Annotated in this window: 28 protein-coding genes and 1 tRNA gene; 21 read left to right on the top strand and 8 right to left on the bottom strand. The window is 56.3% G+C overall.

Annotation, left to right across the window (positions count from 1 at the left end; all coding sequences use genetic code 11):
- Positions 1-15 precede the first annotated feature (15 nt).
- Entirely contained in the window at positions 16-1,173 is a 1,158-nt protein-coding gene (locus tag ACR3EH_RS14590) for an acyl-CoA dehydrogenase family protein (protein WP_171186288.1), read from the top strand.
- Positions 1,174-1,339: 166 nt separating this feature from the next.
- Positions 1,340-2,611 (top strand): NAD(P)/FAD-dependent oxidoreductase, encoded by a 1,272-nt coding sequence (locus tag ACR3EH_RS14595; RefSeq protein ID WP_171186286.1) that lies wholly within the window; start codon positions 1,340-1,342, stop codon positions 2,609-2,611.
- Positions 2,612-2,613: 2 nt separating this feature from the next.
- Here ACR3EH_RS14595 and ACR3EH_RS14600 read toward each other — a convergent pair whose 3' ends face one another.
- Complete coding sequence (locus ACR3EH_RS14600) at positions 2,614-3,315, bottom strand: SDR family oxidoreductase (RefSeq protein WP_171186283.1); 702 nt, start codon at positions 3,313-3,315, stop codon at positions 2,614-2,616.
- 103 nt (positions 3,316-3,418) lie between these two features.
- Here ACR3EH_RS14600 and ACR3EH_RS14605 point away from each other — a divergent pair, with 103 nt between their 5' ends.
- The gene (locus tag ACR3EH_RS14605; RefSeq protein ID WP_171675669.1) at positions 3,419-4,270 is read left to right on the top strand and encodes a LysR substrate-binding domain-containing protein; all 852 of its coding nucleotides are present in this window, start codon (positions 3,419-3,421) and stop codon (positions 4,268-4,270) included.
- On the opposite strand, the gene ACR3EH_RS14610 is transcribed toward ACR3EH_RS14605, so the two are convergent.
- The gene (locus ACR3EH_RS14610) at positions 4,261-5,163 is read right to left on the bottom strand and encodes a LysR family transcriptional regulator (protein WP_171186280.1); all 903 of its coding nucleotides are present in this window, start codon (positions 5,161-5,163) and stop codon (positions 4,261-4,263) included. The genes ACR3EH_RS14605 and ACR3EH_RS14610 overlap by 10 nt on opposite strands.
- Positions 5,164-5,238: 75 nt before the next feature.
- On the opposite strand from ACR3EH_RS14610, the gene ACR3EH_RS14615 reads away from it, so the two are divergent.
- The 5 genes from ACR3EH_RS14615 (at position 5,239) to ACR3EH_RS14635 (ending at position 12,412) form a co-directional block, all read left to right on the top strand.
- The gene (locus tag ACR3EH_RS14615) at positions 5,239-8,451 is read left to right on the top strand and encodes a reductive dehalogenase (protein ID WP_171675671.1); all 3,213 of its coding nucleotides are present in this window, start codon (positions 5,239-5,241) and stop codon (positions 8,449-8,451) included.
- Positions 8,452-8,576: 125 nt separating this feature from the next.
- Positions 8,577-9,443 (top strand): FAD binding domain-containing protein, encoded by an 867-nt coding sequence (locus ACR3EH_RS14620; protein ID WP_171186276.1) that lies wholly within the window; start codon positions 8,577-8,579, stop codon positions 9,441-9,443.
- Positions 9,440-9,919, top strand: coding sequence for a (2Fe-2S)-binding protein (locus ACR3EH_RS14625; RefSeq protein ID WP_171091513.1), 480 nt, complete (start codon positions 9,440-9,442; stop codon positions 9,917-9,919). The genes ACR3EH_RS14620 and ACR3EH_RS14625 overlap by 4 nt, the downstream gene beginning before the upstream one ends.
- Positions 9,919-12,174 carry a xanthine dehydrogenase family protein molybdopterin-binding subunit gene (locus tag ACR3EH_RS14630; RefSeq protein WP_171186274.1) on the top strand — a complete coding sequence of 752 codons (2,256 nt, stop codon included), beginning with the start codon at positions 9,919-9,921 and terminating at the stop codon, positions 12,172-12,174. The genes ACR3EH_RS14625 and ACR3EH_RS14630 overlap by 1 nt, the downstream gene beginning before the upstream one ends.
- Positions 12,167-12,412, top strand: a complete 246-nt coding sequence (locus ACR3EH_RS14635; protein ID WP_171105585.1) for a MoaD/ThiS family protein — start codon at positions 12,167-12,169, stop codon at positions 12,410-12,412. Before ACR3EH_RS14630 ends, ACR3EH_RS14635 begins: the two co-directional genes overlap by 8 nt.
- Here ACR3EH_RS14635 and ACR3EH_RS14640 read toward each other — a convergent pair.
- Positions 12,409-13,113, bottom strand: coding sequence for a lysophospholipid acyltransferase family protein (locus tag ACR3EH_RS14640; RefSeq protein WP_171186272.1), 705 nt, complete (start codon positions 13,111-13,113; stop codon positions 12,409-12,411). The genes ACR3EH_RS14635 and ACR3EH_RS14640 overlap by 4 nt on opposite strands.
- A gap of 142 nt (positions 13,114-13,255) precedes the next feature.
- Between ACR3EH_RS14640 and ACR3EH_RS14645 the strand changes: the two genes are divergently transcribed.
- Positions 13,256-13,331, top strand: a tRNA-Trp gene (locus ACR3EH_RS14645).
- A gap of 72 nt (positions 13,332-13,403) precedes the next feature.
- Here ACR3EH_RS14645 and ACR3EH_RS14650 read toward each other — a convergent pair.
- Both ACR3EH_RS14650 and ACR3EH_RS14655 read right to left on the bottom strand, forming a co-directional pair.
- Complete coding sequence (locus tag ACR3EH_RS14650; RefSeq protein WP_171091505.1) at positions 13,404-14,543, bottom strand: tyrosine-type recombinase/integrase; 1,140 nt, start codon at positions 14,541-14,543, stop codon at positions 13,404-13,406.
- A gap of 1 nt (position 14,544) precedes the next feature.
- Positions 14,545-15,087 carry a hypothetical protein gene (locus ACR3EH_RS14655; protein WP_171186270.1) on the bottom strand — a complete coding sequence of 181 codons (543 nt, stop codon included), beginning with the start codon at positions 15,085-15,087 and terminating at the stop codon, positions 14,545-14,547.
- A 161-nt stretch (positions 15,088-15,248) separates the two neighbouring features.
- Here ACR3EH_RS14655 and ACR3EH_RS14660 point away from each other — a divergent pair, with 161 nt between their 5' ends.
- From ACR3EH_RS14660 to ACR3EH_RS14705, 10 genes are all read left to right on the top strand, one after another.
- On the top strand, positions 15,249-15,446 hold the full coding sequence (locus tag ACR3EH_RS14660) for a helix-turn-helix domain-containing protein (RefSeq protein WP_171186269.1): 198 nt from the start codon (positions 15,249-15,251) through the stop codon (positions 15,444-15,446).
- A complete protein-coding gene (locus ACR3EH_RS14665) occupies positions 15,443-15,667 on the top strand; it encodes a hypothetical protein (protein WP_171186267.1) in 225 nt (74 codons plus the stop codon). The genes ACR3EH_RS14660 and ACR3EH_RS14665 overlap by 4 nt, the downstream gene beginning before the upstream one ends.
- A gap of 16 nt (positions 15,668-15,683) precedes the next feature.
- Entirely contained in the window at positions 15,684-15,896 is a 213-nt protein-coding gene (locus ACR3EH_RS14670; RefSeq protein WP_171186265.1) for a hypothetical protein, read from the top strand.
- Positions 15,893-16,105, top strand: coding sequence for a hypothetical protein (locus ACR3EH_RS14675; protein WP_171186264.1), 213 nt, complete (start codon positions 15,893-15,895; stop codon positions 16,103-16,105). The genes ACR3EH_RS14670 and ACR3EH_RS14675 overlap by 4 nt, the downstream gene beginning before the upstream one ends.
- A 96-nt stretch (positions 16,106-16,201) precedes the next feature.
- The gene (locus ACR3EH_RS14680; protein WP_171186262.1) at positions 16,202-16,546 is read left to right on the top strand and encodes a hypothetical protein; all 345 of its coding nucleotides are present in this window, start codon (positions 16,202-16,204) and stop codon (positions 16,544-16,546) included.
- Positions 16,543-16,833: a hypothetical protein gene (locus ACR3EH_RS14685; protein ID WP_171675673.1), complete on the top strand. Its 291-nt coding sequence runs from the start codon at positions 16,543-16,545 to the stop codon at positions 16,831-16,833. The genes ACR3EH_RS14680 and ACR3EH_RS14685 overlap by 4 nt, the downstream gene beginning before the upstream one ends.
- 69 nt (positions 16,834-16,902) lie before the next feature.
- On the top strand, positions 16,903-19,635 hold the full coding sequence (locus ACR3EH_RS14690; RefSeq protein ID WP_171675675.1) for a phage/plasmid primase, P4 family: 2,733 nt from the start codon (positions 16,903-16,905) through the stop codon (positions 19,633-19,635).
- Between the two features lie 149 nt (positions 19,636-19,784).
- A complete protein-coding gene (locus tag ACR3EH_RS14695) occupies positions 19,785-20,126 on the top strand; it encodes an HNH endonuclease (protein ID WP_171186257.1) in 342 nt (113 codons plus the stop codon).
- A 355-nt stretch (positions 20,127-20,481) separates the two neighbouring features.
- Positions 20,482-20,973 (top strand): hypothetical protein, encoded by a 492-nt coding sequence (locus ACR3EH_RS14700; RefSeq protein ID WP_171675677.1) that lies wholly within the window; start codon positions 20,482-20,484, stop codon positions 20,971-20,973.
- Between the two features lies 1 nt (position 20,974).
- Positions 20,975-21,322: a hypothetical protein gene (locus ACR3EH_RS14705; protein WP_171189192.1), complete on the top strand. Its 348-nt coding sequence runs from the start codon at positions 20,975-20,977 to the stop codon at positions 21,320-21,322.
- 90 nt (positions 21,323-21,412) lie between these two features.
- Here the strand turns inward: ACR3EH_RS14705 and ACR3EH_RS14710 are convergent, their stop codons facing one another.
- The gene (locus ACR3EH_RS14710; protein ID WP_171189190.1) at positions 21,413-22,837 is read right to left on the bottom strand and encodes a type IV secretory system conjugative DNA transfer family protein; all 1,425 of its coding nucleotides are present in this window, start codon (positions 22,835-22,837) and stop codon (positions 21,413-21,415) included.
- A 15-nt stretch (positions 22,838-22,852) separates the two neighbouring features.
- On the bottom strand, positions 22,853-23,317 hold the full coding sequence (locus tag ACR3EH_RS14715) for a phage regulatory CII family protein (RefSeq protein WP_171189188.1): 465 nt from the start codon (positions 23,315-23,317) through the stop codon (positions 22,853-22,855).
- A 158-nt stretch (positions 23,318-23,475) separates the two neighbouring features.
- On the opposite strand from ACR3EH_RS14715, the gene ACR3EH_RS14720 reads away from it, so the two are divergent.
- A complete protein-coding gene (locus ACR3EH_RS14720; protein ID WP_171675681.1) occupies positions 23,476-23,904 on the top strand; it encodes a hypothetical protein in 429 nt (142 codons plus the stop codon).
- A 24-nt stretch (positions 23,905-23,928) separates the two neighbouring features.
- On the opposite strand, the gene ACR3EH_RS14725 is transcribed toward ACR3EH_RS14720, so the two are convergent.
- Positions 23,929-25,071, bottom strand: coding sequence for an STING domain-containing protein (locus ACR3EH_RS14725; RefSeq protein ID WP_171189184.1), 1,143 nt, complete (start codon positions 25,069-25,071; stop codon positions 23,929-23,931).
- 132 nt (positions 25,072-25,203) lie between these two features.
- Here ACR3EH_RS14725 and ACR3EH_RS14730 point away from each other — a divergent pair, with 132 nt between their 5' ends.
- Positions 25,204-26,328: a hypothetical protein gene (locus ACR3EH_RS14730; protein WP_171189182.1), complete on the top strand. Its 1,125-nt coding sequence runs from the start codon at positions 25,204-25,206 to the stop codon at positions 26,326-26,328.
- Positions 26,329-26,557 lie beyond the last annotated feature (229 nt).

Here is a 26,557-nt window from a genome sequence, read left to right on the forward strand (position 1 = left end):
TCTGGAGAGCGTTCGATGCCACTTTTCACTTCCACCGCAGCGTGGGTCACCGACGAACACCGCATGTTTGCGGATATGGCAGGCCGGTTCATGGATGATGAACTGACGCCCAATATCGAAACCTGGGTCGAAAACGGCGTGGTGGATCGCGGCTTTTGGCGCAAGGCGGGTGAAACCGGGCTGATGGCGGGTGCAATCCCCGAAGAGTATGGTGGTGTCGGCGGCGGCATGGGGTTCGATGCAATCACCGCCTACGAACAGGGCGCGCGTGGCGATGCCGGGTGGGGCTATGGCATTCAGTCGATTGTGACGCATTACCTCACCGCCTACGGCAGCGAAGATCAAAAGCACAAATGGCTGCCGAAACTTGCTTCGGGCGAAATGGTCGGTGCTTTGGCGATGACGGAACCCAGCACCGGGTCAGACGTACAGGCGGTTCAGACGACGGCCGAGAAAGACGGAAACTCGTATCGGCTGAACGGCTCGAAAATCTTCATCACAAATGGGCAGTCCGCCGATCTGATCATTGTGGCAGCCAAGACAGACAAATCCGAAGGCGCGCGTGGTGTGTCTTTGATCGTGGTCGAAACCGAAGGGGCCGATGGTTTTCGCCGGGGGCGGAACCTTAAAAAACTGGGCATGAAGGGCAACGATACGGCCGAGTTGTTCTTTGAAGACGTCAAGGTGCCAATGACGAACCTGCTTGGGGCCGAAGAAGGGCAGGGCTTTTACCAGCTTATGAAGCAACTGCCGTGGGAACGGCTGAACATCGCGATCATGGCGCTGGGCGCGATTGATTTCGCTATCGCTGAAACGGTCAAATACGTGCAGGAGCGTAAAGCCTTTGGACAGCGGGTGATGGACTTCCAAAACACCCGGTTCAAGCTGGCGGAATGCAAGACCAAAGCCGAGGTTCTGCGCAGCTTCATCAACGATTGTGTTGCCAAGCTGGAAGCCGGCGAGCTGGACGCCGCCACCGCTTCGATGGCCAAATATTGGGGTTCAGAGGTGCAGAACGAGATCATGCATGAATGTCTGCAGCTGTTCGGCGGCTATGGCTTCATGATGGAATACCCGATTGCGCGTCTATATGCGGATGCGCGGGTACAGATGATCTACGGCGGCACCAATGAAGTGATGAAAGAGTTGATCGCACGCTCGATCGACGTTTGAAGGTTTCCGGGCGGCGTCCCGCCCGTTTGCGTCATTTCTCAAAAAAAGACCTCTTCGGTGCGTATGCATCAAGAGGTCTTTTTCGTTCCGATTGCGCCTGAACGAGTCCGCTTGCAAAGCGTTGTTTTCGGTAAGATGATCCGCGCAAAAGACTCAGAGGCCAGATGTGAACGATCCCGAAAATGCTCTTTGGCGCAGCACCTGCTCCGAGACGGTCTCAGCCCTACCCCTGAACGCAGACACCGAAGTTGATCTGGCGGTCATTGGGGGCGGATATACCGGATGCTCAGCGGCATTGACGGCAGCCCGCAGTGGCGCGTCGGTATGTCTGCTTGAGGCACAAGAGATCGGCTTTGGCGGATCGGGTCGCAATGTCGGTTTGGCCAATGCTGGCCTCTGGCTTCCGCCTGAAGAAATCCGTGCTCATATCGGAAATGCGGCGGGTGACCGCCTTATTGATCTGCTGGCCCAAGCGCCCTCAGACGTGTTCGCGTTGATCGAGAAGCACGGCATCGCCTGTGAACCTGTGCGCAACGGAACCTTGCATTGCGCGCATTCCGCCGCCGGACTGAAAGACCTGCAAACGCGTCACGCACAGCTGAGCGCGTCAGGTGCACCGGTTGAACTGCTGTCGGTGGATCAGGCGCGGGAAAGAACCGGTAGCGATGCCTTCCATGGGGCGTTGTTCGACCCTCGTGCCGGAACCATACAGCCGCTGGCTTATGTGGTCGGATTGGCGCGAGCGGCGGCGCAGACCGGGGCGCAGATACATGGGCAAAGCCCGGTGCAGACCATGCGCCATGAAAACGGCCAATGGGTGCTTAATACACCGAAAGGGGTGGTGCGGGCCAAGTCCCTCATTCAGGCGACCAACGCCTATCATCTTGGTTTGCCAAATACCGCGCCCGCCTATGTGCCGGTTTATTATTTCCAATACGCGACCGCTCCGCTGTCGCATAACTTGCGCGCTAGTATTCTGCCGCAAGAAGAAGGGTGCTGGGACACTGGTTTGATCATGACCTCTTTCCGCCTGGATCAGGCGGGCCGCATGATTATTGGCGGCATGGGCGACCTTGGCAATGCAGGTCGGAGCGCACACACCGCCTGGGTCCGACGCAAACTGGCAGAGCTTTACCCTCAACTCGCCGACCAGCCGTTTGAGCAGGGATGGCACGGCCGGATCGCCATGACTTCGGACCATATCCCGAAGATCACGCAGATCGGCCCGAACGCTTTGGCCGCCCACGGGTATTCCGGTCGCGGCATCGGACCCGGCACGGTGTTTGGTCGCATGATGGCCGAAAGCCTTCTTGCCGAAGACCCGTCGCGTTTACCGATGCCCGCCGTGCCCGAGCATCGCGAAAGCTGGACACGCGTGCGCCGCGCTTTTTTCGAATCCGGCGCAGCATTGACACATCTGGTAAAGGCACGGTTCTGAGGTCAGACAGACCGGGTGATGCCGCCATCCACCCGGATATTCTGTCCAGTGATGTAGCCGCCCCCTTCAGATGCCAACAGGGCCACGACCGAAGCGATCTCGTCATAGCTGTGCCCATAGCGCCCCATTGGAATGCGACTGCGGAACTCCTCTTTCTCGGGCAGACTGTCAATGAAACCCGGAAGAACGTTGTTCATGCGGATGTTCTCGGCGGCATATTTGTCCGAGAACAGCTTGGTGAATGCGGCCAAACCAGCCCGTAACACGCCCGAGGTTGGAAATACCGGGTCAGGTTCGAATGCGGCAAAGGTTGAGATATTGATGATCGACCCACCACCCTGCGCCTGCATGATCGGCGTGACCAGTCGGGTCGGACGGACCGCGTTCAGGAAATAGACATCCATGCCGGTGTGCCAATCCTCATCCGTCAGCTCAAGGATCGGGGCGCGGGGGCCGTGACCAGCGGAATTGACCAGTACGTCAATACGCCCCCAATGGGCCATCGCGGCATCGACAAGCTTTTGCAAATCCTCGGTGGACTGGTTCGAGCCGGTCACACCGACGCCACCCAGCTCTTGGGCCAAGGCTTCGCCTTTGCCAGAGGCCGACAAAATACCAACCTTGAACCCATCTGCTGCCAGTCTGCGTGCGGAATCTGCACCCATGCCGCTGCCGCCGGCTGTGATAAGAGCTACTTTTTCCATCTGACATCTCCGTTTTCATTTGATCCCAAGATGGCGATCAAGGCCCGGTTTGACTAATCAGTTATGTTGGCTCTATGCTGTAGAAAATCTACAGGACTATGTCATGGCAGCCCTTCCTCCTCTGAATGCCTTGCGAGCCTTTGAAGCCTCTGCGCGACATTTGAATTTTCGACTGGCCGCCGAAGAACTGGGCGTGACGCAAGGCGCGGTTGCACAACAAGTGAGGGGTCTAGAGGCCAGGCTGGGTAATGTTCTGTTCGACCGCTTGCCGCGTGGTTTGCGGCTGACTGAAGCCGGACGCAAGTTTCATGCGCCTTTACGAAGGGCCTTCAGGTTAATTGAAGAGGCTGTAGAGGAGTTATCGCCGGACCGTCAGGTCATATTGTCGGTCACGCCTAGCTTTGCCTCAAAATGGCTGGTGCCACGACTATCGGATTTCATCGACTCGTATCCGGACATCTCGGTTCAGGTGGACGCGCGCGAACGTCTGGCGGATTTCAAATCGGATGGCGTGGATCTGGCGGTCAGGCAGGGCAGGGCGCCCTTTGGGTCCGACCTGGATGCCGTGCCGTTGTTCTCAACAGAATTCGTCCCGGTGTGCAGCCCATCCATTGCCGGGCAAGTGACCCATCCCTCTGATTTGCTTGGGCAAGTATTGCTCAATGACACTCACGGGTTGTGGCCTTTGTTTCTTGATAGGGTGGGCGTAAGCGGCAAGCCACGGACGATGAGCTTCAGCCAGACCGGTCTTGCGATTGATGCCGCACTGTCCGGGCAAGGGATCGCACTTGCCAATGCGCCGCTGGTCGCGTCCGAACTTGCAACGGGCCGTCTTGTCCAGCCACTTGAGGATGTCTTGATCGAAGATCTGGGGTTTTACATTGTCGCGCCGCGCAAGCCTCGGCAGCCGCAAATGGTTGAGATCATGCGCAACTGGTTGTTGTCTCAGGTCTGAAGGGTGGCTGCGATGGCTTCGATCCGGGCGCGCAGCCAACGGTGTGCGGGGTCATTTGCGGATCGCTGATGCCAGACCATGTAGATGGACACAGGCGGGCATTTGAAAGGCAGCGGCGCGCAATCCAGCGCGGCAAGCGGCCCCTGTTTCATCAGTGCTGTATCGGTCGAGATCAGATCGCTGCCCCGCACAAAAGCGGGGATTGCATTGAAATGCGGCAAGGTCACAACGGCGGGTCTGATCTGGCTTTGATCGACGCCGCGCATGACAGCGCGGGCGTTGCGGCCATCGGCAAAGCGCACTTCGACGTGATCGCTGTCGCAATATGCCTGCCAACTGTCCGGCGGATTGCGTTGTGCGGCGTCGTAGAACATCATCAGCGGGCTGGTAATCAGGCGTTTCTGAAAGATATCCGGCCCATCGGGTGGCAGTGGGGTCAGCATCAACTGGCATCGGTCACTGCGCAGCAGGTCAGGATCTGGAACGCCCGAGGGGATGAATTCCAACTTCAGACGCACTTTTTCGGCGCGGGTTTCGCGAAGGAGTTGCGGAAAGATCAACTCACGCGGCATGTCGTTGGTGGCGATGCGTATGTCGATCTGTTCGAACAAGGGGTTGAACGGTCTGCCCTCGGTCAGTGCGCGCATTCCGTCCAACACCCTTTGGGCCGGGTCTTTCAGGGACAGGGCGCGCTCGGTCGGAATCAGGCCCTGACCGGAACGGACAAACAGCGGATCACCCAACACCTGCCGCAACTTGGCCAAAGTATGGCTGATCGCGGATTGCGTGACGCCCAGTCGGTCCGCAGCTTTCGAGACCGAGCTTTCCTCGAGTATGGTCAAAAATGTGCGCAGGACTTTGCCGTCGAGGTCTGTGAAATCGATTTTGCTCATACCGTTTATGATTATGCATGAATGGTTTTGCTGTCCATGTCGGGATAGGAGATGGTAAGCAACAGGAGGCGCATAATGGGAATCCGCTTTTTCTCGGATAAAAACCGGCCCGTTCACATGGGGCGTTACCCGCTGGAGCGTTTGGCCCGGACGGACGAAGGGCCGGACCTGTCGCTTGTTCCTTCGATGGCTGAACTGAGTTTTCACCGACCGGAACATCCAGGCAGCATCGTCAACGCGATGGGCGAATTTCAGGCGATGATGGACGCCATTCGCGACGGGCTGGTGAACCCGGTTGCGTCAGAGATACCTTCCGACCCGCAGGAACGTGCCAACCATCTGAAAGCGTTTGGGTATTTCAACGATGCGTCAATGATGGGCTGCGGGCCTTTGCCGTCGGCTGCTTTGCTGGCGCAGCCGCGCCGCAACCCGGATATTGACCGGCTTGCCCATACGTTGCGTACACGCCAGACCAAGACTCTGGCCTCGGGGATCGACGTCATCATGGCGGATCTGAAAGACAGTATGGAGGCTGCGCCCAAGCCGATCGACAGCCACCGGAACAGCATCGTGTTTCTGTACGAATTCAATCGCGACCCAGACCCATCAGAACCCGGCGCAGACTGGATCACAGATGCGCAGGATCATCGCGCCTGTCTGCTGGCCACCGAAAATGCCGTGGTCATCGCCAACTATATCCGTCTGCTGGGTTTTGACGCGCGGGCGCACAGCGTGATGTCGTCAGAAGTTGATTTGGGCAAGTTGGCCGTGGCCGCCGGGCTGGCCTCGGTCGAAGACGGGGAATTGATTGCTCCGTGGCTGGGGACACGATTTGGCCTTGCTGCAGTAACGACCGAGATGCCCATTGCCCATGACCGACCGCTCAAGCCCATGGCGCAACAGCCCTGGTTTCACACACAAGGGCCGGCATGGTGGCTGGGAACTGGCTTTGCCAAAAATGCCCTGAACCGTGATCCGTATTCCAAACGGCGCTATGTGGACGGGGCGCATCCGTTCGAGAAACTCAAACGGGTCGAGACGCCGACCACGTATATCGACGAAGAAAATGTCGCCCGTGTACCCAAACGTGCCGACATGTTTGCCCGTGCTCAGTTCGGCGATATGGGCAAGTCGCTGCAGGACGCTGCGAAAGGCGGGTACTACGTTCGCAAGGCCGCGCCCAGCTTCGCGCAACGCCGCGCGTTGGGGGCCTTTGTGTTGTTACAGGATGGTGAAAGCGCTGAGGCTGCAAAACCAATGGATGCCGCTCGGAATGCGGCGAATATAAAAGCGGCGACCTATTTCTTCGGGGTCGATGCGGTGGGCCTTAGCCGCTGCCCGGAATGGGCGTGGTATTCTCATGATGCGACGGGTGAAAAAATCGAACCGCCCCATGATCAGGCGATCAGCATGATCATCGATCAGGGCTATGAAACGATGGAAGGCGCCAGCGGTGATGACTGGATCAGCGTTGCCCAGTCCATGCGTGCCTATCTGCGCTTTTCGCTGCTGGGCGGCGTGATTGCACAGCAAATCCGCAACCTTGGCTATAAGGCCAAAGCGCATACGGTGATGGATGGCGAGGTGCTGCAACCTCCGTTGCTGTTGCTATCTGGTCTGGGTGAGGTCAGTCGGATCGGAGAAGTGATCCTGAACCCTTATCTCGGCCCGCGACTGAAGTCCGGTGCTGTGACCACCGATATGCCGATGGAACACGACAAACCGATTGATTTCGGCCTGCAGAGCTTTTGCGAGTCTTGCAACAAGTGCGCGCGGGAATGTCCGTCGGGCGCGATCACGGCCGGGCCGAAGCTGATGTTCAACGGCTATGAAATCTGGAAATCCGACAGTCAGAAATGCGCCACCTATCGTGTGACAACACCAGGAGGGGCGATGTGCGGGCGGTGCATGAAGACCTGCCCTTGGAACCTTGAAGGCATCTTCAAGGAACGGCCGTTCCGCTGGGCCGCGATGAACATCCCCTCTGCCGCGCCCGCACTGGCCAAGCTGGACGATGCGGTCGGCAATGGCGGTCTGAATGACATCAAGAAATGGTGGTGGGATATCGAGCTTCAGCCGGACGGGTCCTATCGCCCCACAACGCACCCTTTGAATCGGCGTGATCTGCAAACGGATCTGAACCTGAAATACGAAGATCAGACGCTGGCCGTCTATCCCGCCTATCTGGCCCCACACCCGTGGCCCTATCCCTTTGCCATGGATCGCGAGGCTGGGATTGCGGCCTACGAGGCCATGGTGACAGCCGATGAATACAAGTCCCGCAAGGCCAGCGGGGATATGTCGGTCATCCACCGCTATCAGATCGCCGGTGACGCACCGGTGATGCGAGTTGCCGTGACCAAGGTCGATAAGATGACCGCCGATGTAACGAAGTATGAATTCTCAACGCTGGACGGTGCGCCCCTGCCGGGATGGGCGGCGGGCGCACATCTGGACGTATTGGTCGCGCCGGAATTCTTGCGGCAATATTCCATGTCCGGCAACCCGTCAGAAAGGTCGACCTATCAGATCGGTGTGTTGCGCGAAGACAAAGGGCGCGGTGGTTCGGCGCTTTTGCATCGTATCTTCAACGAGGGGCGCAAGGTTTTCATCTCAAAACCGATCAACCATTTCGAACTGGATGAAACGGCAACCAAGACCTTCCTGATGGGCGGTGGTATCGGCATCACTCCGATGATCGCCTTTGCCCATCGCCTGCACGCCTTGGGTCGAGAGTTCGAGTTGCATTACTCGGCTAGAACGCGGGGCGGGGCTGGGTATCTGGATGATCTGGCCGCGATGCCCTGGGCAGATCGCGTGCATTATCATTTCTCAGATGAAGATACCCGCGCCGATCTGGATGCGATCCTGTCTGGCTATCAGGACGGATGGCATGTCTACACCTGCGGACCGGATCGCTACATGGACGGGGTGATACAAGCGGCTGAGCGCCAAGGTTTCCCGGAAGAGACTCGACATCTAGAGTACTTCTCGGTTCCCGAAACGCCCGAATACGAAAACCACCCTTTTGAAATCAAGCTTACCCGTTCGGGGAAAACGCTGTCCGTGCCGGCAGAAAAGGACGCCGCTCAGGTCTTGAATGAAGCTGGGTTTCACGTGGATGTGAAATGTGCTGACGGCATCTGCGGCGTGTGCAAATGCGGTGTCGTTTCAGGTACGGTCGAGCATCGGGATTTCGTTTTGTCCAAGAAACAGCGCGAAGGCGCGATGATCCTGTGCCAAAGCCGAGCGGCGGAACCCGACGGCGTGATTGAAATCGATCTCTGAACCCTTCCTAAATGCGACATCTGGAACTTGAATTTTGGTCGCTCGGCCCATGGACGCCGGACGAGGGGTGAATTAACGTCGCCCCGAACCCAGATATCCCTGATCAACAGGTACGAGGTAGCTTCATGGATTATCACAGCCCCGCCAGCTTTGCCGAAGCTTCGGCTCTGGCCGCAAATGCGACGGGTATTACACGGTTTCTGGCGGGTGGCACCGATGTTTTGGTGCAGTTGCGCTCGGAATTGGTGACGCCCGATACGCTGATCGACATCAAGAAAATCAACGGTGTACACGACATCACCCGCAATGCCGATGGCAGCTGGACGCTGGGCGTGGCCGCAACGGGGGCCGAGATGAGCGAGCATCCTGATCTGGGCAAGGACTGGCCCGGCGTGGTTGAGGCGATGGACCTGATCGGATCCACCCAGGTGCAGGGGCGCGCGACTTTGACCGGCAATTTGTGCAACGGGTCTCCGGCGGCTGATTCCGTGCCAGCGATGGTTGCAGCGGGTGTGACGGTCACGGTCACCGGCCCGGAGGGCACCCGAGAGGTTGCAGTCGAGGATATCCCAACTGGCCCTGGCAAGACCTCACTGACGAAGGGTGAGGTCATCTCGGCCGTCCATATTCCTGCTCGGGGTAACAACGCGGGTGATGCCTATCTTCGATTCATCCCGCGTACGGAAATGGACATCGCCGTGGTTGGCGTCGGTGTCAGCTTGCGTCTGGACGGAGACACCATCACCGAAGCTCGGGTGTCTTTGGGGGCGGTTGCCCCCACGGTTCTGCTGGTGGAAGATTGCGCGAAAGCCCTGATCGGCAGCACGCTGGACGATGCCGCGCTGGATGCGCTGGCTGCCGCCGCCTCTGCCGCCTGCAATCCGATCGACGACAAACGCGGCACGATCGCATTCCGAACCGAGGTGGCTGGCGTTCTGGCCAAGCGCGCCGCGAAAATCGCCTATACCCGCGCAAAGGGAGAAAACGCATGAGCAAGCTCCACGTATCCACTACCGTGAACGGGGACACGGTTGAATACCTTTGTGACCCGCGCGAAACTTTGCTGGATTGTCTGCGCGACAAGCTGAACCTGACCGGCGCGAAAGAGGGCTGCGGCACCGGGGATTGCGGTGCGTGTTCCGTCACCGTTGATGGCCGTCTGGTCTGTTCTTGCCTGATGCTGGGCGTCGAGGCCGAGGGTAGGCAAATCGAAACCGTCGAAGGCATTGCAGACGGCGACGTTCTGCATCCGCTGCAAAAGAAGATGATCGAATACGCTGCTTTGCAGTGTGGTATCTGTACTCCGGGTATTCTGGTGGCGGCCAAGTCGCTGCTGGAGAAAAACCCGAACCCGACCGAAGAGGAAACCCGGTATTGGCTGGCAGGCAACCTGTGCCGCTGCACCGGGTATGACAAGATCATTCGCGCCGTGATGGATACGGCGGCTGAGATGCGGGAGGCGTCGTAATGGCTCTGGACGATCGTAAATCAGGTTTCACATTTGTGGGCACTCGCCCAAACCGCCCTGACGGTCTGGACAAGGTTACAGGCCGTGCCAAGTTCGGCGCGGATATTTCGGCACCTGGAATGTTGCACGGCGCTGTTCTGCGCTCTCCTCACGCCCATGCACGGATTGTGAAGATCGATACGTCAAAGGCCGAGGCTCATAAGGATGTCAAAGCCGTTGTGACCCGTGCGGATTTTGCGGACGTGCCCTTCAAGCCGGGGCTGGAAGGCGAGTTCTGGAATGTTCTGGAAAACGTCATGGCTGGTGAGAAGGCGCTTTATGACGGTCACGCGGTAGCTGCCGTGGCGGCGACATCTGCGCTGGCGGCCCGTGATGCGCTCAAGCTGATCGAGGTCGAATACGAAGTACTGCCCCATGTCACCGACGTGGACAAGGCAATGGCTTCGGACGCACCTATCATCCGCGAAGGCGCGGCAGACTATTCCGTACCCGAAGGGATGCACCCCAACGTGGTCCGCTACCATGAAAGCGGTCACGGCGATGTCGAGGCCGGATTTGCCGAGGCCGATCTGGTGATCGAAGACAGCTTTGTGACCGAGGCGACCCACCAGGGTTATATCGAACCGCACGCCTGTCTGGGCATGTTGGGTAATGACGGCAAGGGCGAACTGTGGTGCACAACGCAAGGCCACTGGATTGCGCAGAAAACCTGTGCCGCGTTGCTGGGCATCGAAACCTCGCAACTGCGTGTCACCGCGTCTGAAATTGGCGGGGGGTTTGGTGGCAAAACCACAGTTTTCATTGAACCTGTTGCACTGGCGCTGAGCCGCAAGGCCAATCGTCCGGTTAAGATCGTCATGACGCGATCCGAGGTATTCCGAGCAACCGGTCCGACGTCTTCCGCATCGATGGACGTAAAGATCGGGATGAAGAAGGACGGTACGATTTCGGCAGCACAAGGCGTGTTCCGCCTGCAGGGTGGGGCGTTCCCCGGCGCACCGGGCGACATGACCGCCATGTGCGCCTTTGCGCCTTATAACCTGACCAACGTCAAGCAAATTGGCTATGACGTGATGTCGAACCGGCCCAAGCAGGCGGCCTACCGGGCACCGGGTGCGCCGATGGGGGCGTTTGCGGTTGAATCGGTCATCGATGAGCTGTGCAACAAGCTGGGTCTCGACCCCGTCGACGTGCGCCTGAAAAACGCCGCCCATGAAGGGACTAAGGCCAGCTATGGCCCGACCTATGAACGCATCGGTCTGGTGGAAACGCTTGAGGCTGCCAAGGCGCATCCGCATTACGCAGCACCGCTGAAACCGGGGCAGGGGCGGGGGATTTCCTGCGGGTTCTGGTTCAACCATGGTGGTGAGACCAGCGTATCTTTGGCCCTGTCTGAGGATGGCTCGGCCCAGCTGATGGTCGGAACGCCTGACATTGGCGGGTCGCGCGCGTCGATGGCGCTGATGGCGGCCGAGGTTCTGGGCATTGCCTATGAGAACATCCGTGTCACCGTCGCCGACACCGCGACACTGGGTTACAACGACGTGAGCCACGGCTCGCGCGTGACCTATGCCTCGGGTCTGGCCACGATCAAAGCCGCAAAACATGCGGTCGAGAAACTATGCGAACGCGCGGCGGCCAAGTGGGGCATCCCGGTTGATGCGGTGAAATGGGAAGACGGTTGCGCGGTGCCTTCAGGCCCCAATGCAGGCGATTTCGATCCGATGCCGCTGGCCGACATCACTGCGGATATGGGGTCAACCGGCGGCCCGATCTCGGGTCACTTTGAAGCCACCCCGGAAGGTGCGGGCGTGTCTTTTGGCACTCATATTGTCGATGCCGAAGTCGATCCTGAAACCGGCAAGACCTCTATCACCCGTTACACGGTCATTCAGGACGCCGGTAAAGCGATCCACCCGACCTATGTTGAGGGTCAATTCCAGGGTGGAGCCGCACAAGGCATCGGTTGGGCGCTGAACGAGGAATACATTTATGGCGAGGACGGGCGCTTGCAGAACTCGATCTTCCTCGACTATCGCATTCCCGTTGCCAGCGACCTGCCGATGATTGACACGGTGATTGTCGAAGTGCCCAACCCCGGCCACCCGTTTGGTGTGCGCGGCGTGGGTGAGACAGGCATCGTGCCGCCATTGGCTGCTATTGCGAACGCTGTGTCCAACGCGGCTGGCGTGCGGTTGAAGCAACTGCCCATGTCACCACCGCGCATTCTGGCTGCGCTCAAGGACAATGGTTGAGGTCCACCTTTGGTCCGGCCTCCGGTCATTGACCGGGGGCCAACAGGTGGTGGAGGTCGAGGCCAAAACCACCGGCGAACTTTTGCGGGCGTTGGTTCAGGCCCACCCGCAATTGCAAGCCCCCATCGATGCGGGGGTCTCTATCGCGATTGACGGGCGCGTCATTGCCACCGGGCTTACGGAACCAATCCCCGAGGGCAGCGAAGTCTATCTGATGCAACGCCTTAGGGGCGGTTAGACATCAGGCGACCAAGGCTCACGCCCCACCATTCGGTCGGCTTCTGCCGTGATGTCATTCATGTGCTGCTCAAGGCTCAGGCGCAGGGCCTCAAACTCTTCTTCACTGGCTTTGCGTGGCACCGTTTCGGTCCATTCGCGGCACAAAAATACCCCTTCGTTGCGCCAGGGGCGTGGCATCAGCAGGCGGTCCCATGTACCGGCCTCGCGCCCGTGTTTCGCAGAAAAGGTGATGCCAAATACCCGTTTGCCCGATGTACGCGCCCAGACCAGAGGTACAGTCGACAGCACTCGTTCAGGCCCGCGCGGCCCATCCGCAGCAATGCCGATGGAAATACCCTGCTTCATCTTACCAAGCACTTCACGCGACAGGGCCACGTGCCGCTTGTGGCTGGACATGGCGATTGTGTCCATACCGAACTGTTCCTGCACCCGGCCCACCATGCTGCCGGCGCGGGCTGCGGACGTGATCGAACAGATCCTGCCTTTGTCCAGTGGAAAGAAATACGGGGACTGCGCCAACCGCTGGTGCCACAGGACAACAATGACCGGCTCGCCCTGTTCAGCCAGTTGGTCCAGTTCTTCATACCCGATGCGTTGCCAGCGCGTGTTGCGGTTAACCCATCTAATATAGCTGGCGATCCGTCGTGCCACCCAGTTCAGCACAACTTCGCTGTCTGCGATCTTCTTGCGGAGGTTCACACGGGCTTCCTTTTGCTGACCGGACCTTGTCTTAGCGCACTGCACATTTTGCGCAACTTGTTTGTCGGATCAGATAGTGGTGTGGAATCTGAAAAAGCCTCTTGAGTCCGCCGCGCGGCTGGCATATCTGGGTGCTCACCACAGGGGTATAGCTCAGTTGGTAGAGCGACGGTCTCCAAAACCGTAGGTCGCGGGTTCGAACCCTGCTGCCCCTGCCATTAAAATCAATCACTTAGCAACATATGACCGGATCGCGAGTCCGCAGATCGGTCCACAGCGACAGTATTAAATCAACGTAATTTGTTGAACATGGACACCTTACGTTCTTTGAGTCGGTCGGTGACATGCAGGTAAGTATCGGTCGTCAGTTGGGCAGTTGAGTGCCGCAGATGGTCCTGAACTTCTTTGATCGAAGCACCCTGTTCCAGCATGTAAGTGCCAGAACCGTGACGGAACGAATAGAGCGTCAGAGACAGGCCAACGGCCCGAATTGCGACTCGGACCTTGCGGGCTAGGCTGGTTGGCCTGATGGGCAACAGACCATCGGCACCGGGCCACACATAGCCTTCCGGGTTCCACCCCAGACCCTTGTCACCCTTCGCGGCCAGATACGCTTTGCGCAGCCTTTCCAGATCGGCAATGGCCGGGTCGGGCAAAGCCAGGACCGCAGTCGATCCTTCGGTTTTGGTTTCGTGACGGACAAGGTAATCGTCGCCCGCCTCAGACGCGACTTTGTTGATGTTCAGTGTCCCGGCGTTCAGGTCAATGTCATCCCAAGTGATCGCGATCACTTCACCCGGTCGGCACCCGGTGAAGAACAGCAGGCGCACATAGACCGCCAGATCAAAACGGTCCATGCAGCCTTCCAGATGGTCGGTGATGGCATCCACATCTTCGAAGGTGGCAAAGGCCGCTTCAGTGCGCGGCACGTGGGGCGCGATGGCCTTGGCGGATGGATCGTCGCGGATCACATCGTCGCGCCATGCCTGCCGCAGTGCCTTCTTCAGAACAGCCCATGTGTTTTTGATCGTGCGCGGTGCCAGACCATCCGCCCGAAGACCCTGCACCAGCTTGTCGAAGGTCTTGGCCGATACGTCACGCATCCGCACAGACCCGACATGGCGGTTGATCACTTCCACATGCTGTTTGTCCCGCGCGATGGTTTTGGGTGCTGGCCGCTTGCCTTTGTAGGTGTCGGGCCGGTTGTTTGCCCAATGCACCAGAAAGTCGGCCACGCTGCTGGTGGCATCTGCCGAGATTTGCACCCGGCGTTCATCCAGTTCCCGTTCGTCCGCGATGGCCTGTGCTTCGCGCTTGCTGTCCGCCTTGACGGTGAAGGACCGTTCGACCATTGCGCCACCTTTGGCCGGGTCGGGCGCACGGTAGCGGGCTTTCCAGACGCCCGGTGATTTCTGCTTAATTGATGCCATGTCACACCCCCTCAGTATGCCGTGCGCGGTGCGCTGCGGCTTTACACCGACCGCTGCAATAGCTTGCCGACCGGGTGCGCTGGATGCGGTGCCACGCGCCACAGTGGTCGCATTGCATGAACTTCCACCCGTCACGCACGGCCATCAGCATTTCATTGGCCAAGTGAGCCCGCACGGTCAGAGGCGTGGCGATATAAAGCATGTCCTTGGGATCGACCGAGAGGTGCAGTTCTTGGCTTTGGATGACCGCGTTCATCAGGGTCGGCACGATGCGCTGTGCATGTTCCTGAAACCGGGCGATCTGGTCGGGATCTTTCAACCCACCATCAGCGGCCAGTTCTGGAAACGAAGCGGCGACCATCTGACAGGTCTTGGTCACTTCGGGCCAATCGTTGAATTGCGGAATGAACGGCGCGTCTTTCAGCGGTTCATCCAAGTTCCGACCGGGCGGGCCGAATGCGGAATCAAGATCCATCCGGTCCGTTGCGATTCGCGCAAACAGTCCCGGTATCGCCTGATCCGTCCTTGTTTCTACAAACTTCATTGTCAGTTCCTTTAGTAATTCTATGAACAGTATGTACAGAACGGTAATTGGATTGGCAAGACCGTAGGTCAAATCATGTAACGGTAAAGATTCTTATTGACGGTTAGAACTTTGGTAATTCAGGTTTGATCCATCGACACTGATGGAAAGGAACCGAAGCAATGCAGTTGAGCGATATTCACCCTGACAAGACGTATTCGATCCGCGAGGCGCACGAAGTCACCAACGAACCGAAACACGCAATCCGCCGCCTGATCGCTGACGGATACCTGCCCGCGTACAAACAGCCCGGTCAGCGGGTCCATCGCATCAAGGGCCGTGACGTTCTCGCATTGGCCAATGGCGAGTTGGCCGCGTGATGGGTGTTAGCCAGCAGGGGATCGGCACCCTGGCCGACCGGCTTTTTGCCGCGTTGGACGAAGTGGAAACGGTGGCCAATACGACCCGCTACCCGGAATTGCTTGATTGCGTCGAAGGGCTGAAGACGAATGTTGAATTTGTCTGTTCTGCCCTGACCGATCTGGCCGAAGGCGAAGACGGATCAGGCGATCCGGTGCCGCTCTATTACCCACCAATGTAACCCGAAAGGAAGATCTATGCGGATCGACCGAACCACCGCATGGGAACGGATCGACGCGTGGCAAACGTGTTTGTTTGAAGCCGTGGCGGACCAGAACGCCCGCCGCGTGTCCATCTATGCCGCCGCAATCGACACCCTTTCGACACTGCTGACCGGGGGCGATGCGGTTCTGGAACTGGATGCGGACGACGCACACACAATCAACCAAGCAGAAGGAACTGACAGATGAAAAATTTCAACAGAATTGAGGCCGTCGCAAAGGTGACGGACCTGATGAAGAACATGATCGTGGAAGGCCGTTTGGCCCGCGCACAGGCGTGCTGCTACGTGCTGACGATCCTGATGAACGACGCGGATCGTATCCCGTCACTGATCGACACAGAGGCGCAGGAAATCTTGCAGGAAGCCGGTGTTATCGAACTGGGTGAAGCCGCCTAATGCAAAACACCCGATCCAAACGGACCGGGTGCTGAACGAAACCGGGGGCGTTGTCAGTTAGCGCAGGCAAACCCCCAACATCATCTGGAATGTGAAATGAGTCTTACATCAAACAACCGTACCCGCAAAGACCCGGCTTGGTTTGCCGCTGACCGCAAGTTTTTTGAACGCCACCCTGATCGCGAGTTCCGCTTCAGACGGGCCAGACGGGACGAATTGCCCGAAGGCATCCAGCCCTTGCCGGAAGGGTATCTATGGGGCGTGGTGGTCCAGTGCTTGGCGCGGGGGCCGAATGGCGACCAGATGCGGACGCGCCATTTCAACCAGTACCCGGAAATCCTGATCCGTTACGCACACACATTTGACGACTTCCATCTGGACATGGTGCCGAGTGGCGGGGCGATCCTGATGCCCGATCAGGTGCGGGCGACAATGCAATGATGCGTATCACCCGGTGGCAGATCGCGTGCGAGACGCGCGACGATCAGGTGACGACACCGCGCGAAGTGTTCGACCGTCTCGGGCTGCAATATCGATATTGGGGTCCGCGCATGTCGCACCAGATCAGCCGCCATCTGAAAGGTCTGGGGTTTATGCGGGCCGGGACGATCAAGCGCGGTCGATACCGGGGCGGGGGTGCCTATCACCGTTTGCCACCCGGCGTGCCGTACACCGACCCAAACCTGCCACCACCGCCAGCACCGCGCAGACTCCGACCGCTCAAATAAACAGCCCGGTCACCGCATGGGGCAGGACCGGGCCAACTGAAACCTTCACACTCAGAAGGACAACTAAAGATGCCCAACGATAACACAGGATTCTGCGTCACGGTAGTTACCAAGGCCAACAATGGTCTGATGACGAAGACCATTGCGATGAACGGTGATGGACGCCCGCACAGTGACGGTAGCGCGTGCGGAATGGCCGAAGGGTCGGCGCAGGTCGTTCGTTTGGGTTCATTGGGGGCGTTGGCGGACCTGATCAACGGATTGGACCGAACGCAGGCGATCACATTAGGTGTGGTTAAAGACGATCCGGTCACCGGAACGATCTGGTCCGTTCGAACCGCTGCGGAACTGAAGAAATGGGGCATCCCTGGCTTCATTGCCCGATCACAGGAATACTTCGAACACCAGACCGGACCCGGCATTATGCTGATCGACTATGATCAGAAGGGTATGCCGGAACACGTGCGTGAAGCGATCCGGCACCAAGGCGCATTGCGGGCGATCTTGGGCCAAATACCGGGCGTGGATAGCGGTCTGCCTTACGTGTACCGCAAAAGCACATCAGCGGCACTCAGCAACATGCAGACGGGCGAACAATACGACGGCAGCGGTGGGTTTCATCTGTACGTGCCGGTATGGGATGCCACCGACATTCCCCGCGCGTTGAAGGTTCTGCACAAGCGCATGTGGCTGGCCGGGTATGGTTGGCACGCGGTCGAAAAGCGGGGCCGTTTGTTTGTCCGGTCATTGGTGGATGTGATGGTTGGCGGGCCGGAACGTCTGATCTTTGAGGGACCGCCGATGGTGTCACCACCCTTGGTTCAGGATCAGGCGCAGCGGATGGCTGTGGTTCACGATGACCAGATGACCGAAGCCTTTGAACCGTTGGACACCAGACGGGAATTGCCAGACCTGACGCCCGAAGAAGAAGCTCGGTTTAGTGAGTTGGTGCGTGCGTCACGCGACAGCTTGGCGGACGCCGCACAGGCCGCGCGTGAGGACTTTGTGCAGGATGAAGTCCAACGGACCGGACGACCCGTAGAAGCGGTGCGTGCGGACGTGGAACTGGCCGACGGGGGCCGGTTGCCTCTGGATCACGTTCTGTACTTTGACGACCGGGACATTGGCGCGAAGACGGTGCGCGAAGTGGTGGACAATCTGGCCGCGTATGTCGGCAAGACGTTGGGCGATCCGCTGGACCCGGATGACGGTCGCGGCAAGGCAATGGTCATGTCGGGCGGTGCGGTGCGGTCCCATGCACACGGGGGCGGGCGTTGGCAGATGGACTTCACACCCGAAGCCGTTGCGGCCCACATGATGGCCGCAGGCGGGCCGGTGGTAGCCAAGATGCCACCCGGCGTCGTCCCGGTCGAAATCGACCCGGTCGTGGACAAGGTGGCCGAACTGATCCGGGGCGATCAGGTGGACATGTCGCACCGTACTGTCATCAACCCCCATGATCTGGAACACACCGCGCGTCTGATCGTTGCCGGGTACTTCACAGATGGTGACCGGCGCACATTGACCCACTGGCGGGGCGACTTCTATCGGTGGATAGGCACGCATTGGGAAGTGATGGCCGAAGATGACATTAAAGACGTGCTGTTCCACTTCTTCAGCAAGATCGTTTGTTACGAGAAAGAGACGCAGGACGGGATCACACGCCACAAAGTCAGCCCGACCAAAGTGCTGGTGTCGAACTATGTCGCGGCACTGCGGGCGGTCACGAAGCGATCCGCAGCCATTGAACCGGGATGGAACAAACCAGAGCCAGGGACATGGCGATCCGTTCAGAATGGCATCCTTGATCTGGATACCGGCAAGCTGGTCGCACACACACCCGACTTCTTCAATCACACATGGATCGACGCCGCGTGGCAGGCCGATGCGGTATGGACCGGTACACGGGCCGAAGCGTTCTTTAACGAAGCGTTGGACACGCCCGATCAGATCGGGTCGATGCAGGAGATTTACGGATACCTACTGTCCGGTGCGACTTGGCTTCAAAAGGGCTTCATGTTCGTGGGTGAGAAACGGACCGGCAAAGGCACCAACATCAAGTTGCTGAAGGCACTGGAAGGCAATCTGGTTTATTCGATCCGGTCCAGCTTGCTGTCCAATCAATTCGTCATGGAAGGCGCGGTGGGTAAAAGCCTGATGGTGGTACCCGACGTGCGCTTGAGCAAGGACTCGGACTTCAGTGCAATTGGTGAATTGATCCTGACCGTAACCGGTGAAGACGATGTGGACGTGCAGCGCAAGAACAAGCCCGTGTGGACCGGCAAGACGACCGTGCGTCTGATCCTTATGTCAAACAGCATTCCGTTGCTGCGCGATCCCGACGGTGTGCTGGCCAGCCGGTTCATCTATCTGACCTTCCCCAATTCGTTCTATGGACGTGAAGACCCGGAACTATTCGACGCGTTGCTGGCCGAACGGTCCGCGATCCTGTGTTGGGCTGTAGAAGGCTGGCAGCGTGTCCGATCCCAGAAGCGTTTCACCGTGACGGACATTAACGCTCAGTTGCAGGCCGATGCGGAAATGAGAATGGACCCGGTTGGTCAATTCGTTGCGGATCGATTGGTCGTGACCGGTGATCAGAATGACTTTGTCACCATCGATATGCTGTTCGGTGTGTTCCAAGCGTTCATCGATGGGCGTGATGTGGGGATTTGGACCAAAGACGGTTTCATAAAAACACTGAAAACCAAACCAATCAAAATCCAGCCCGGTAAAATTCACAACGGTATTACGCGTGTTTATCGGGGCGTAAAATTAAAGATCGAACCGTTTCCGGTTTAAACGGGACAGCCGGGACACCTTTTTTCAATTACTACGCGTAAGGAAAAAAATGAGAGTCATATATATGTGTGTGACCAATAAGTGTCCGAAAGCTGTCCCTGCTGTCCCGGCGATCAATCACCAAATCATCTAGCTGGAAATCTATAACAATGGCGCAGAAGAAAACGCATCCGTTCTACAGCAGCAAAGCGTGGAAGAAGCTGCGGACACTGGCAAAACGTCGTGACAATTACAGGTGTACGAACTGCAACGCTGATGTGCGTCGTCCTGGCTCTGCAATCGTGGATCACATCAAACCACGCAGCACGCATCCTGATCTTGCGCTGTTCCTTCCGAACCTTCGAACACTGTGCCGGTCATGTGACAACGCGAGGCACCGGGAAAAGGGTCGGCGTAGGGATACCCCCACCATCGGACCTGATGGCTTCCCCGTCGGTAGTGATTGGTCATCCGTCTGCAACGGCAACGATGATGATGACAACGACACGTGATCGATCGATTGCGATCCTGTTGGTCCAAGTTGTGACGCACGAACAGTGACGCACACACCATCCATCCCCATCACTATCGTTCGATCACATCACATCGTTGTTCGATCACTGATCGATGACGTGACGATGACGGATCGTTGACGGTCGGTCGTGTGATCAAGCTGGGGCGGGGCCGACTCAAGCATCGATAGGGGGTTGATCACCGGCGTGGGTCCAAAAGAAGGCCCGTTAATTTCAGTTTTGACCGGGGTTCACGCAAAAATCTTGCAACGGATGGCAATTTGACGCCACAATACTACCGTCTGAACACACCGATTCAGGATGATTTACGCGCAATCAGACAGGATTTGCACGAATGCCCCGTAAACAGCACAAAACACGCAATGACAGCCTGACCGGCTTACGACAGGCCGCACAGGCCGATGAACCCGCCAGCGTAGCCGTGCCGGATGTGGCCGGATTGGAAGTGTTGAATGATCTGGGCAAGCGTACGTTTGCGAACCTCTATCGATCCGCACCGGACAAATGGACCGAAGCCGATCTGAACATGATCGTTGAACTGGCGTTCGTGACGCAGCAGATGGCCGACAATCGTATTCTCTGCATGATGACACCCGCCATCGTGACGCACGTGAACGGATCGTCTGGACGCAGCCCGATCCACGCACACCAGCAGGAAATGAGCCGACAGATGCAGGCACTAGCCCGCGATTTGGGATTGCGCTGCAAGGATGGTATCGCCTTGGCGGCATCCGCGACCAAACCCCCAACGACTGCTGAGCCAGAGCCAGGGAGTGGCAACGTTCAATCGTTCGAAGATTTCATGCGAGAAGCGACCGGGGGGTAATGTGGTTCACCTACCATCGGACATTACCGAAACCGAAATGGTTCGCGCAAACGGTGGCCAGCCTTTGAAGTGGCCGAACGATCCACTTCACCAGATTGCCTATTGCCTGTGGTTGCGTCACAACCTGAAAGCTTTCGTTGATACTGAACGGATCGGCAATGCGGTCATGATTGGTAGCTTCGGCAACCAGGACAACGCGCACCGGATGCATGAATGTGGTCGCAAGCTGGCACACATGAACGGCATACACCTATACCATGGTTGGCCGACTGGTCTTTCCGGTGTGATGAAGCTAATCCTGAGCGATCCAAAAGATTGGCCCTGCCCGGTTGCGAATTACAAGCTATGAACAAGCTCAATCTTACGCCAAAGTGTATTCGCTGTTTGGAACAGGAAATGTCACGTGAGCCAGTACAAAAATACAGGCGGTGGGCACCAATTAGAAAGGGATCGGATCAACGCAAGCGCCGCCATTTGGCTCAGGGCGATCGGGAAATTCTTTGAGCAGCCTGCTCAAAGCCACATTTGCTTCACTTGGCTTAGGCTTTTTTCTTTCGATCTTGAGTTGCGGCTGGGAATGAACGCGTTCTGCTACACTCTCAACGTTCGGGCGTGTAAAAGCAAGAGGCGTCTCGCCGAGTTCAACGAAATACCCGCTCCTCTTCAGGCCGTTTTCGACTGTTCCATAAAGCGGCGTAAAGGCTTCTTCGGCAAGGAAAGACTGGCGACCGAACACCGTGTGGTAACGGCAGTTGTTGAAAAGCGTCTGCCAATCCTGAGGATAACAGGCCTGCAGTTGTTGGGGATCTTGCCAAAAGGTCCAGCACTTCACGCCGTAGCTGCGCAGCAGGGTCACCGAAGTGAGTAGAAAATCCATTGACCCCAATTGCGCAGCCTCATCGATGAGAAATAGTGTTTCGCGTTTGACTTCATTGGCCTGTCGAATGCGCCAGCCAATCAAAGCCTCCATCCAGACACGGACGATCGCGGAATGGCTGCGTAAATAGGCAGGTGGTAGAACTAGATAAATGGTTACGCCACTTTCACCATTCAGTTTTTCTAAGGGAAAGCTCGTGGCGCTGGTTGCCTTTCGAACGGCTTCACCCCTGAAGACTTCGGTGTGACTTCGGGCGGATGCTAGAATACAGGCCACAGTTTTGTCTGCTTGTGTCGGTAGGGAATGGGCTCCGCTTGAAACCAGATTTGTTTTGGATCGCGCCATATCGCGGATGGTGAGGCTGAAATCTTTCAGGCTTTGGTTCAGCAGGTAATTGACTTCGTGCAGGTTTCGCAGCGCCCTTGGGCTTTCATATTGTGTGTAGAGTAGCAGTTGGGCGACCAGATTTCGCGCGCTGATATCCCAAAACGGATCCAGATCGCTCACCCTGTTGATGACGGATGTCGCGAGACTTTGGGCATCTTCCAGTGTTGGCTCCTTGCCCAAAACCAGATCCATCGGGTTCAGGCTTTCTGTTTCAAGGCCGGTAATCTCGAAGGGGTCCAAGATGATTGCGTTTTGCCCCATGGCCTGCCGCGCGCCAGCCGTTGCTTTAGCCAATTCACCCTTCGGGTCAAAGGCCACGACGGACCCGGGGTAATCCAGCAAGGTGGGGATGGCCAATGTCCAGGTTTTACCGGAGCCCGTTGGCGCAAAGCTGATAAGGTGGCCGTCTGCTCCGGTGCGGATTTCCTGTCTTGTCGGGTTATTGGGCTTGCAGTTGGAAAACCCCGTCGTCTGGTGTTGCGGCGTGGTGAAACCTAACCGAATGCCAAAAGGATTGTGCTTGCCGGAAAAACTATCCACTGGGGCTCCTTTTTTTGCGGGTGGAGCAAGGGAAATGAGTGTTTCCAATGTCTGGCGCAATCAATTTGACGCCTGTTATTTTGACATGCTGTGCTTCTTGGATGTTTCGGCAATGTGCAGACGCAAGGCAACAAGAGCGCGTTCAGCCTCTTCTATCTCGGCCTGAATTCTCAGGGCTTCTTGATGGTCAACCCGATGATCAGCGAGTGCGAGATGCATGGCGCGCATCACTTCTGTCGCTTCAAGAACGATCCGGTTGGTGGCGCGGTACAGGTTTTCTTCGTCGTCGTGCCCACTGGTTTCGATACGGTCGCCTGCGACAAAGTTAGTTTCTTCGAGGAAATAACCCACAAGCCGTGCGTCAGGCATGGCCGAAAGCAAGTCCTTTATTTCATTCGCCGAAAACAACGTCCGGTTACGCAGACGGGCATAAAAGGCATCGTATTCCAGCCCCATATTCCGCGCGACCTCTTTTGAGCTGAATTTGGCTTCGGTCGTCAAAATCCGGTGAACAAGTGAAGCAAAATCATTTCCGCGCATGTGTCCCCCAGATCCGACCCTTTTCTAACAAGGTGCACTGGATAGGCGTCGGAGTCTATTAGGCGTTGGGGAGCCGATTGTTCGGATAAAGAACACTGTTCACTTGCCAAGCCGTAGCGGTTAGCTGTTTCACAAGTCACTTTCTTATGGGGCAAGACATGAGCATAACTGTTCGAAGGGATGAGTTTTCTCTGCAGCTTACGCACAGCGATTCAAAGTTCTTTTTTGTTAGAATTGAAAGCCTTGAAACACAGGCCCAATGTGTGACTTTCACTGACTTCATTTTGCCTGAAGGAAAAGCTCAGCTTGGTCATCAGGCCCTTGAATACCTATGGCAAGAGTTCCCGCGAATATACTCGGTTGCCACATGGAAATTCTTGGACATCTATCCCAGAGGCGAAGACGTTGACGCCACCTTGCAAAAAGAAAACGTTGTTCGGCGTTTCGACGAACTTGTGGACTTGCTCACACCATTCTTTCAAGCGCGGGGACTGAAGTTGAGCAACCCGATCCTTAACCAAACGCATGGCAAGTTCGAAGCGGTGTTTGAGCTACAAAACCCCCCAAAAACAGGGCCTTTCAGTTAAGTTGTTTCCCACGAACACGTGTGACTAGTCGAAGCCACCCTCAGCAAGCCTTTTTAAAAACAGAGGCGCTTCAGATTGCTGCACAAAGTAGATACTGTCCCAGGGTCCATCTTTTCCATCGGCTTCGGTTTGTGTTTTCCAACGAAGTATATCGACGAACTCCCTCAACATGCGTCGTAATAGCCGTCTTCGGCCCGAGGGTACTCTGAATTTTAACTCATTATCTTTGGCGATTTTGACGCGAGGAACGTTAGCCAGCGCATATACAGTCCGGGGGATATCCACGACTATATTCGGACACTGTTCTAAGAAAAGCGCACCGAAACCAAGTTTCTGAGCAGCAGCCTTGGTGTCGAGCTCAAGGATTGATGCACTCATTAAGCTTAGGTCATGCTTCTTCAAATCGTCTTCCAAATCCATTCGGGCGTTTTTGAAGTCCCTGTGTTTTACAATGTCTGGAATTACAACGACATACGCGCTCAACCGTGTTTCGTGTGTGCTAGTGTTCCCTTCACCAAGGTCACGAGATACATTGACTCTGGTCGACAAGAATCCAGTTGCGGGGTCCGCAAAGCGCAAGACGCTATTCATAAAATAACCGATTGCAATACTTGCAGGACCGGAGATGTTCACGATTGGAAGCCCAGAAAAGTACTTTGAGAAACTGCTCTCGCTGAACTCAATTCCATCCGGGCTTTCATAGGCTGCCAAAAGCTTATTCCGCAGTTCTTGGTGGCTCGCTTCTTTTTTGTCGAATTTATCGTCAAAATTGAAGTTCAGAATCGCTCGCTGCTGCATAAGATAAAACGGCAGTGTTTCTCCATTGGTAACCAAAATATAAGGAATGCCCAAAGCGTTAACCGCGCCCAGCTCGTAGATGACACTGGCGCTCTCTTCACTTACGTCAACAACAACAACATCCGAACTCTCTATGCCATTGATGACCGCAGCCACGATATCCCCCCTAAGGGCTTCATCAGGCGTTATTGCGACAATATCATCCACATCTTCGAGGCGCCCCATCTCGACCAAGTTCTCGCGTATCCCCTCTATAATTTTTGCGAGTTGGGTCGTGTTGTTTCGATGGACGAACTGAGTGTTTTCGCTGTGATAGACACCTTTAGGCGCCATACTGCCTAAGATAAATACGCGAAGTTCCTGACGCATGATGAATTCTCCAGAAGAAAAGTACTGATTCCAACACGTAGATTATGTTATTTTCGACAAAGACGACAAAAGTTGCTGATATGGATACCAATAATTCGCTTTAGTTTGATAGTTTGATTAAAGAGGGCGACGGTGAATACCTTAAAACCTAAATTTAACACCGACATTGGCGCGGATCAAAAGGTCGATCAACCCTACTTTAAGAGCCAGTTCCCTCTAGTTAGCGAGTTTCTTGTTTGGCCGGAACTCATCCGGGCCTTCCAAACGCCAGAAGCCGAAGCGATTAAGCTAAAGCAAAAAGTGCGAAAGAATGGTGTGCGCGCTATTCTGTTTGCTCTGACGGGTTTGATAGTCGCAACCGCGAAGACAGTGTTCGACTTCTCTCCACTAAGCACAGATGGAATGGACTTTGACGACATTGCTTCGGTGATTTCGCTTATCCTACTAGTTATCGCTGTTTTTTTCGGAAAGGGTATTTTGTTTGGAAAAAACAGGGACGTCTGGCTTAGGAATAGACTGCGGGCGGAGCGACTTCGCCAGTTTCACTTCCAATTCATAATGCTGAACTCGAGAGCTGTGGCGACGAGGTCATATGCGGTAAGGCGTGAACTGCTAGAAGCACGCCAGAAACAACTCGAAAAGACAATTAAGCGATTGAATGAAAATGGTTACAAGCAATCAGTTTTAGACGACGCGGAGTTATCAGAGTGTTTTCTTGCGGAACGCGTGTCCGGTATCCAAGAGGACGCCGATACCGAAGCATTTGAACAGCTCAAAAAAGCACTTACGGAACTAAGGTTTGAGCACCAGCGCGGTTATGCCCTACACCAGCTAGAAAAGAGCGGGTCCGGGCTTTCTTTACGTGGTTCAATTGCCGACCGTGCCAGAGGCGTCAATAACCTTGAGTTTATTGCGACGTTGCTCTTGTTATCGCTTCAACTATTAGCAGTTCTTCTGACTATCGTGATGGCTCAAGATGCTCCTTTTTCCCAAACCTTTGCCTTTGCAGCGAGTGTCGCCGCAATTATTGTTGTTGCATTGAAGTCCTACGAAGAGGGCTTGCACCTACCACAGGACTTGGCGCGAAATCGAATCTACGCGGCTGGGTGCTCAAAACTGCAGAAAGAGTTTCAAGCACCTTCAATAACTGACAGCGAGCAGGCTCTGGATGATGTGCTTAGACGTATGGAAGAGCTTGCTTATTTCGAGACCCGCGAGTTTGTCATTGCCCACTCTGAGAGCAGGTTCTCACTTTAGGCGTCGAGGTTACTTTGAAAAAAATCCGTTCCGCGAGCATTCAAAATCTTCGAAAAGTAATATTAAGAGTGTATCCACTGCTTCAGCGGTGACGCCTTTAAACGGGTCCCAAAAATTGACGGTATACGCGTGGGCACAAGTCATTGATGCGGTTTTGATCCCTTGTAAGCAAACTTAGTGAGACTACAACACTTGCACCGATAAATCCGACCCTTGTCACGATTGCTTG

The sequence above is a fragment of the Ruegeria sp. BG7 genome, assembly GCF_056535685.1.

What these genes read in the sequence shown, in the direction of transcription:
- ACR3EH_RS14620 (WP_171186276.1), top strand. Translation starts at nt 8,577, where the DNA reads ATGGATTATCACAGCCCCGCCAGCTTTGCCGAAGCTTCGGCTCTGGCC.
- ACR3EH_RS14610 (WP_171186280.1), bottom strand. Translation starts at nt 5,163, where the DNA reads ATGAGCAAAATCGATTTCACAGACCTCGACGGCAAAGTCCTGCGCACA.
- ACR3EH_RS14615 (WP_171675671.1), top strand. Translation starts at nt 5,239, where the DNA reads ATGGGAATCCGCTTTTTCTCGGATAAAAACCGGCCCGTTCACATGGGG.
- ACR3EH_RS14685 (WP_171675673.1), top strand. Translation starts at nt 16,543, where the DNA reads ATGATGCGTATCACCCGGTGGCAGATCGCGTGCGAGACGCGCGACGAT.
- ACR3EH_RS14655 (WP_171186270.1), bottom strand. Translation starts at nt 15,087, where the DNA reads ATGAAGTTTGTAGAAACAAGGACGGATCAGGCGATACCGGGACTGTTT.
- ACR3EH_RS14590 (WP_171186288.1), top strand. Translation starts at nt 16, where the DNA reads ATGCCACTTTTCACTTCCACCGCAGCGTGGGTCACCGACGAACACCGC.
- ACR3EH_RS14680 (WP_171186262.1), top strand. Translation starts at nt 16,202, where the DNA reads ATGAGTCTTACATCAAACAACCGTACCCGCAAAGACCCGGCTTGGTTT.
- ACR3EH_RS14605 (WP_171675669.1), top strand. Translation starts at nt 3,419, where the DNA reads ATGGCAGCCCTTCCTCCTCTGAATGCCTTGCGAGCCTTTGAAGCCTCT.
- ACR3EH_RS14715 (WP_171189188.1), bottom strand. Translation starts at nt 23,317, where the DNA reads ATGCGCGGAAATGATTTTGCTTCACTTGTTCACCGGATTTTGACGACC.
- ACR3EH_RS14630 (WP_171186274.1), top strand. Translation starts at nt 9,919, where the DNA reads ATGGCTCTGGACGATCGTAAATCAGGTTTCACATTTGTGGGCACTCGC.
- ACR3EH_RS14625 (WP_171091513.1), top strand. Translation starts at nt 9,440, where the DNA reads ATGAGCAAGCTCCACGTATCCACTACCGTGAACGGGGACACGGTTGAA.
- ACR3EH_RS14660 (WP_171186269.1), top strand. Translation starts at nt 15,249, where the DNA reads ATGCAGTTGAGCGATATTCACCCTGACAAGACGTATTCGATCCGCGAG.
- ACR3EH_RS14695 (WP_171186257.1), top strand. Translation starts at nt 19,785, where the DNA reads ATGGCGCAGAAGAAAACGCATCCGTTCTACAGCAGCAAAGCGTGGAAG.
- ACR3EH_RS14725 (WP_171189184.1), bottom strand. Translation starts at nt 25,071, where the DNA reads ATGCGTCAGGAACTTCGCGTATTTATCTTAGGCAGTATGGCGCCTAAA.
- ACR3EH_RS14675 (WP_171186264.1), top strand. Translation starts at nt 15,893, where the DNA reads ATGAAAAATTTCAACAGAATTGAGGCCGTCGCAAAGGTGACGGACCTG.
- ACR3EH_RS14650 (WP_171091505.1), bottom strand. Translation starts at nt 14,543, where the DNA reads ATGGCATCAATTAAGCAGAAATCACCGGGCGTCTGGAAAGCCCGCTAC.
- ACR3EH_RS14670 (WP_171186265.1), top strand. Translation starts at nt 15,684, where the DNA reads ATGCGGATCGACCGAACCACCGCATGGGAACGGATCGACGCGTGGCAA.
- ACR3EH_RS14700 (WP_171675677.1), top strand. Translation starts at nt 20,482, where the DNA reads ATGCCCCGTAAACAGCACAAAACACGCAATGACAGCCTGACCGGCTTA.
- ACR3EH_RS14720 (WP_171675681.1), top strand. Translation starts at nt 23,476, where the DNA reads ATGAGCATAACTGTTCGAAGGGATGAGTTTTCTCTGCAGCTTACGCAC.
- ACR3EH_RS14690 (WP_171675675.1), top strand. Translation starts at nt 16,903, where the DNA reads ATGCCCAACGATAACACAGGATTCTGCGTCACGGTAGTTACCAAGGCC.
- ACR3EH_RS14600 (WP_171186283.1), bottom strand. Translation starts at nt 3,315, where the DNA reads ATGGAAAAAGTAGCTCTTATCACAGCCGGCGGCAGCGGCATGGGTGCA.
- ACR3EH_RS14635 (WP_171105585.1), top strand. Translation starts at nt 12,167, where the DNA reads ATGGTTGAGGTCCACCTTTGGTCCGGCCTCCGGTCATTGACCGGGGGC.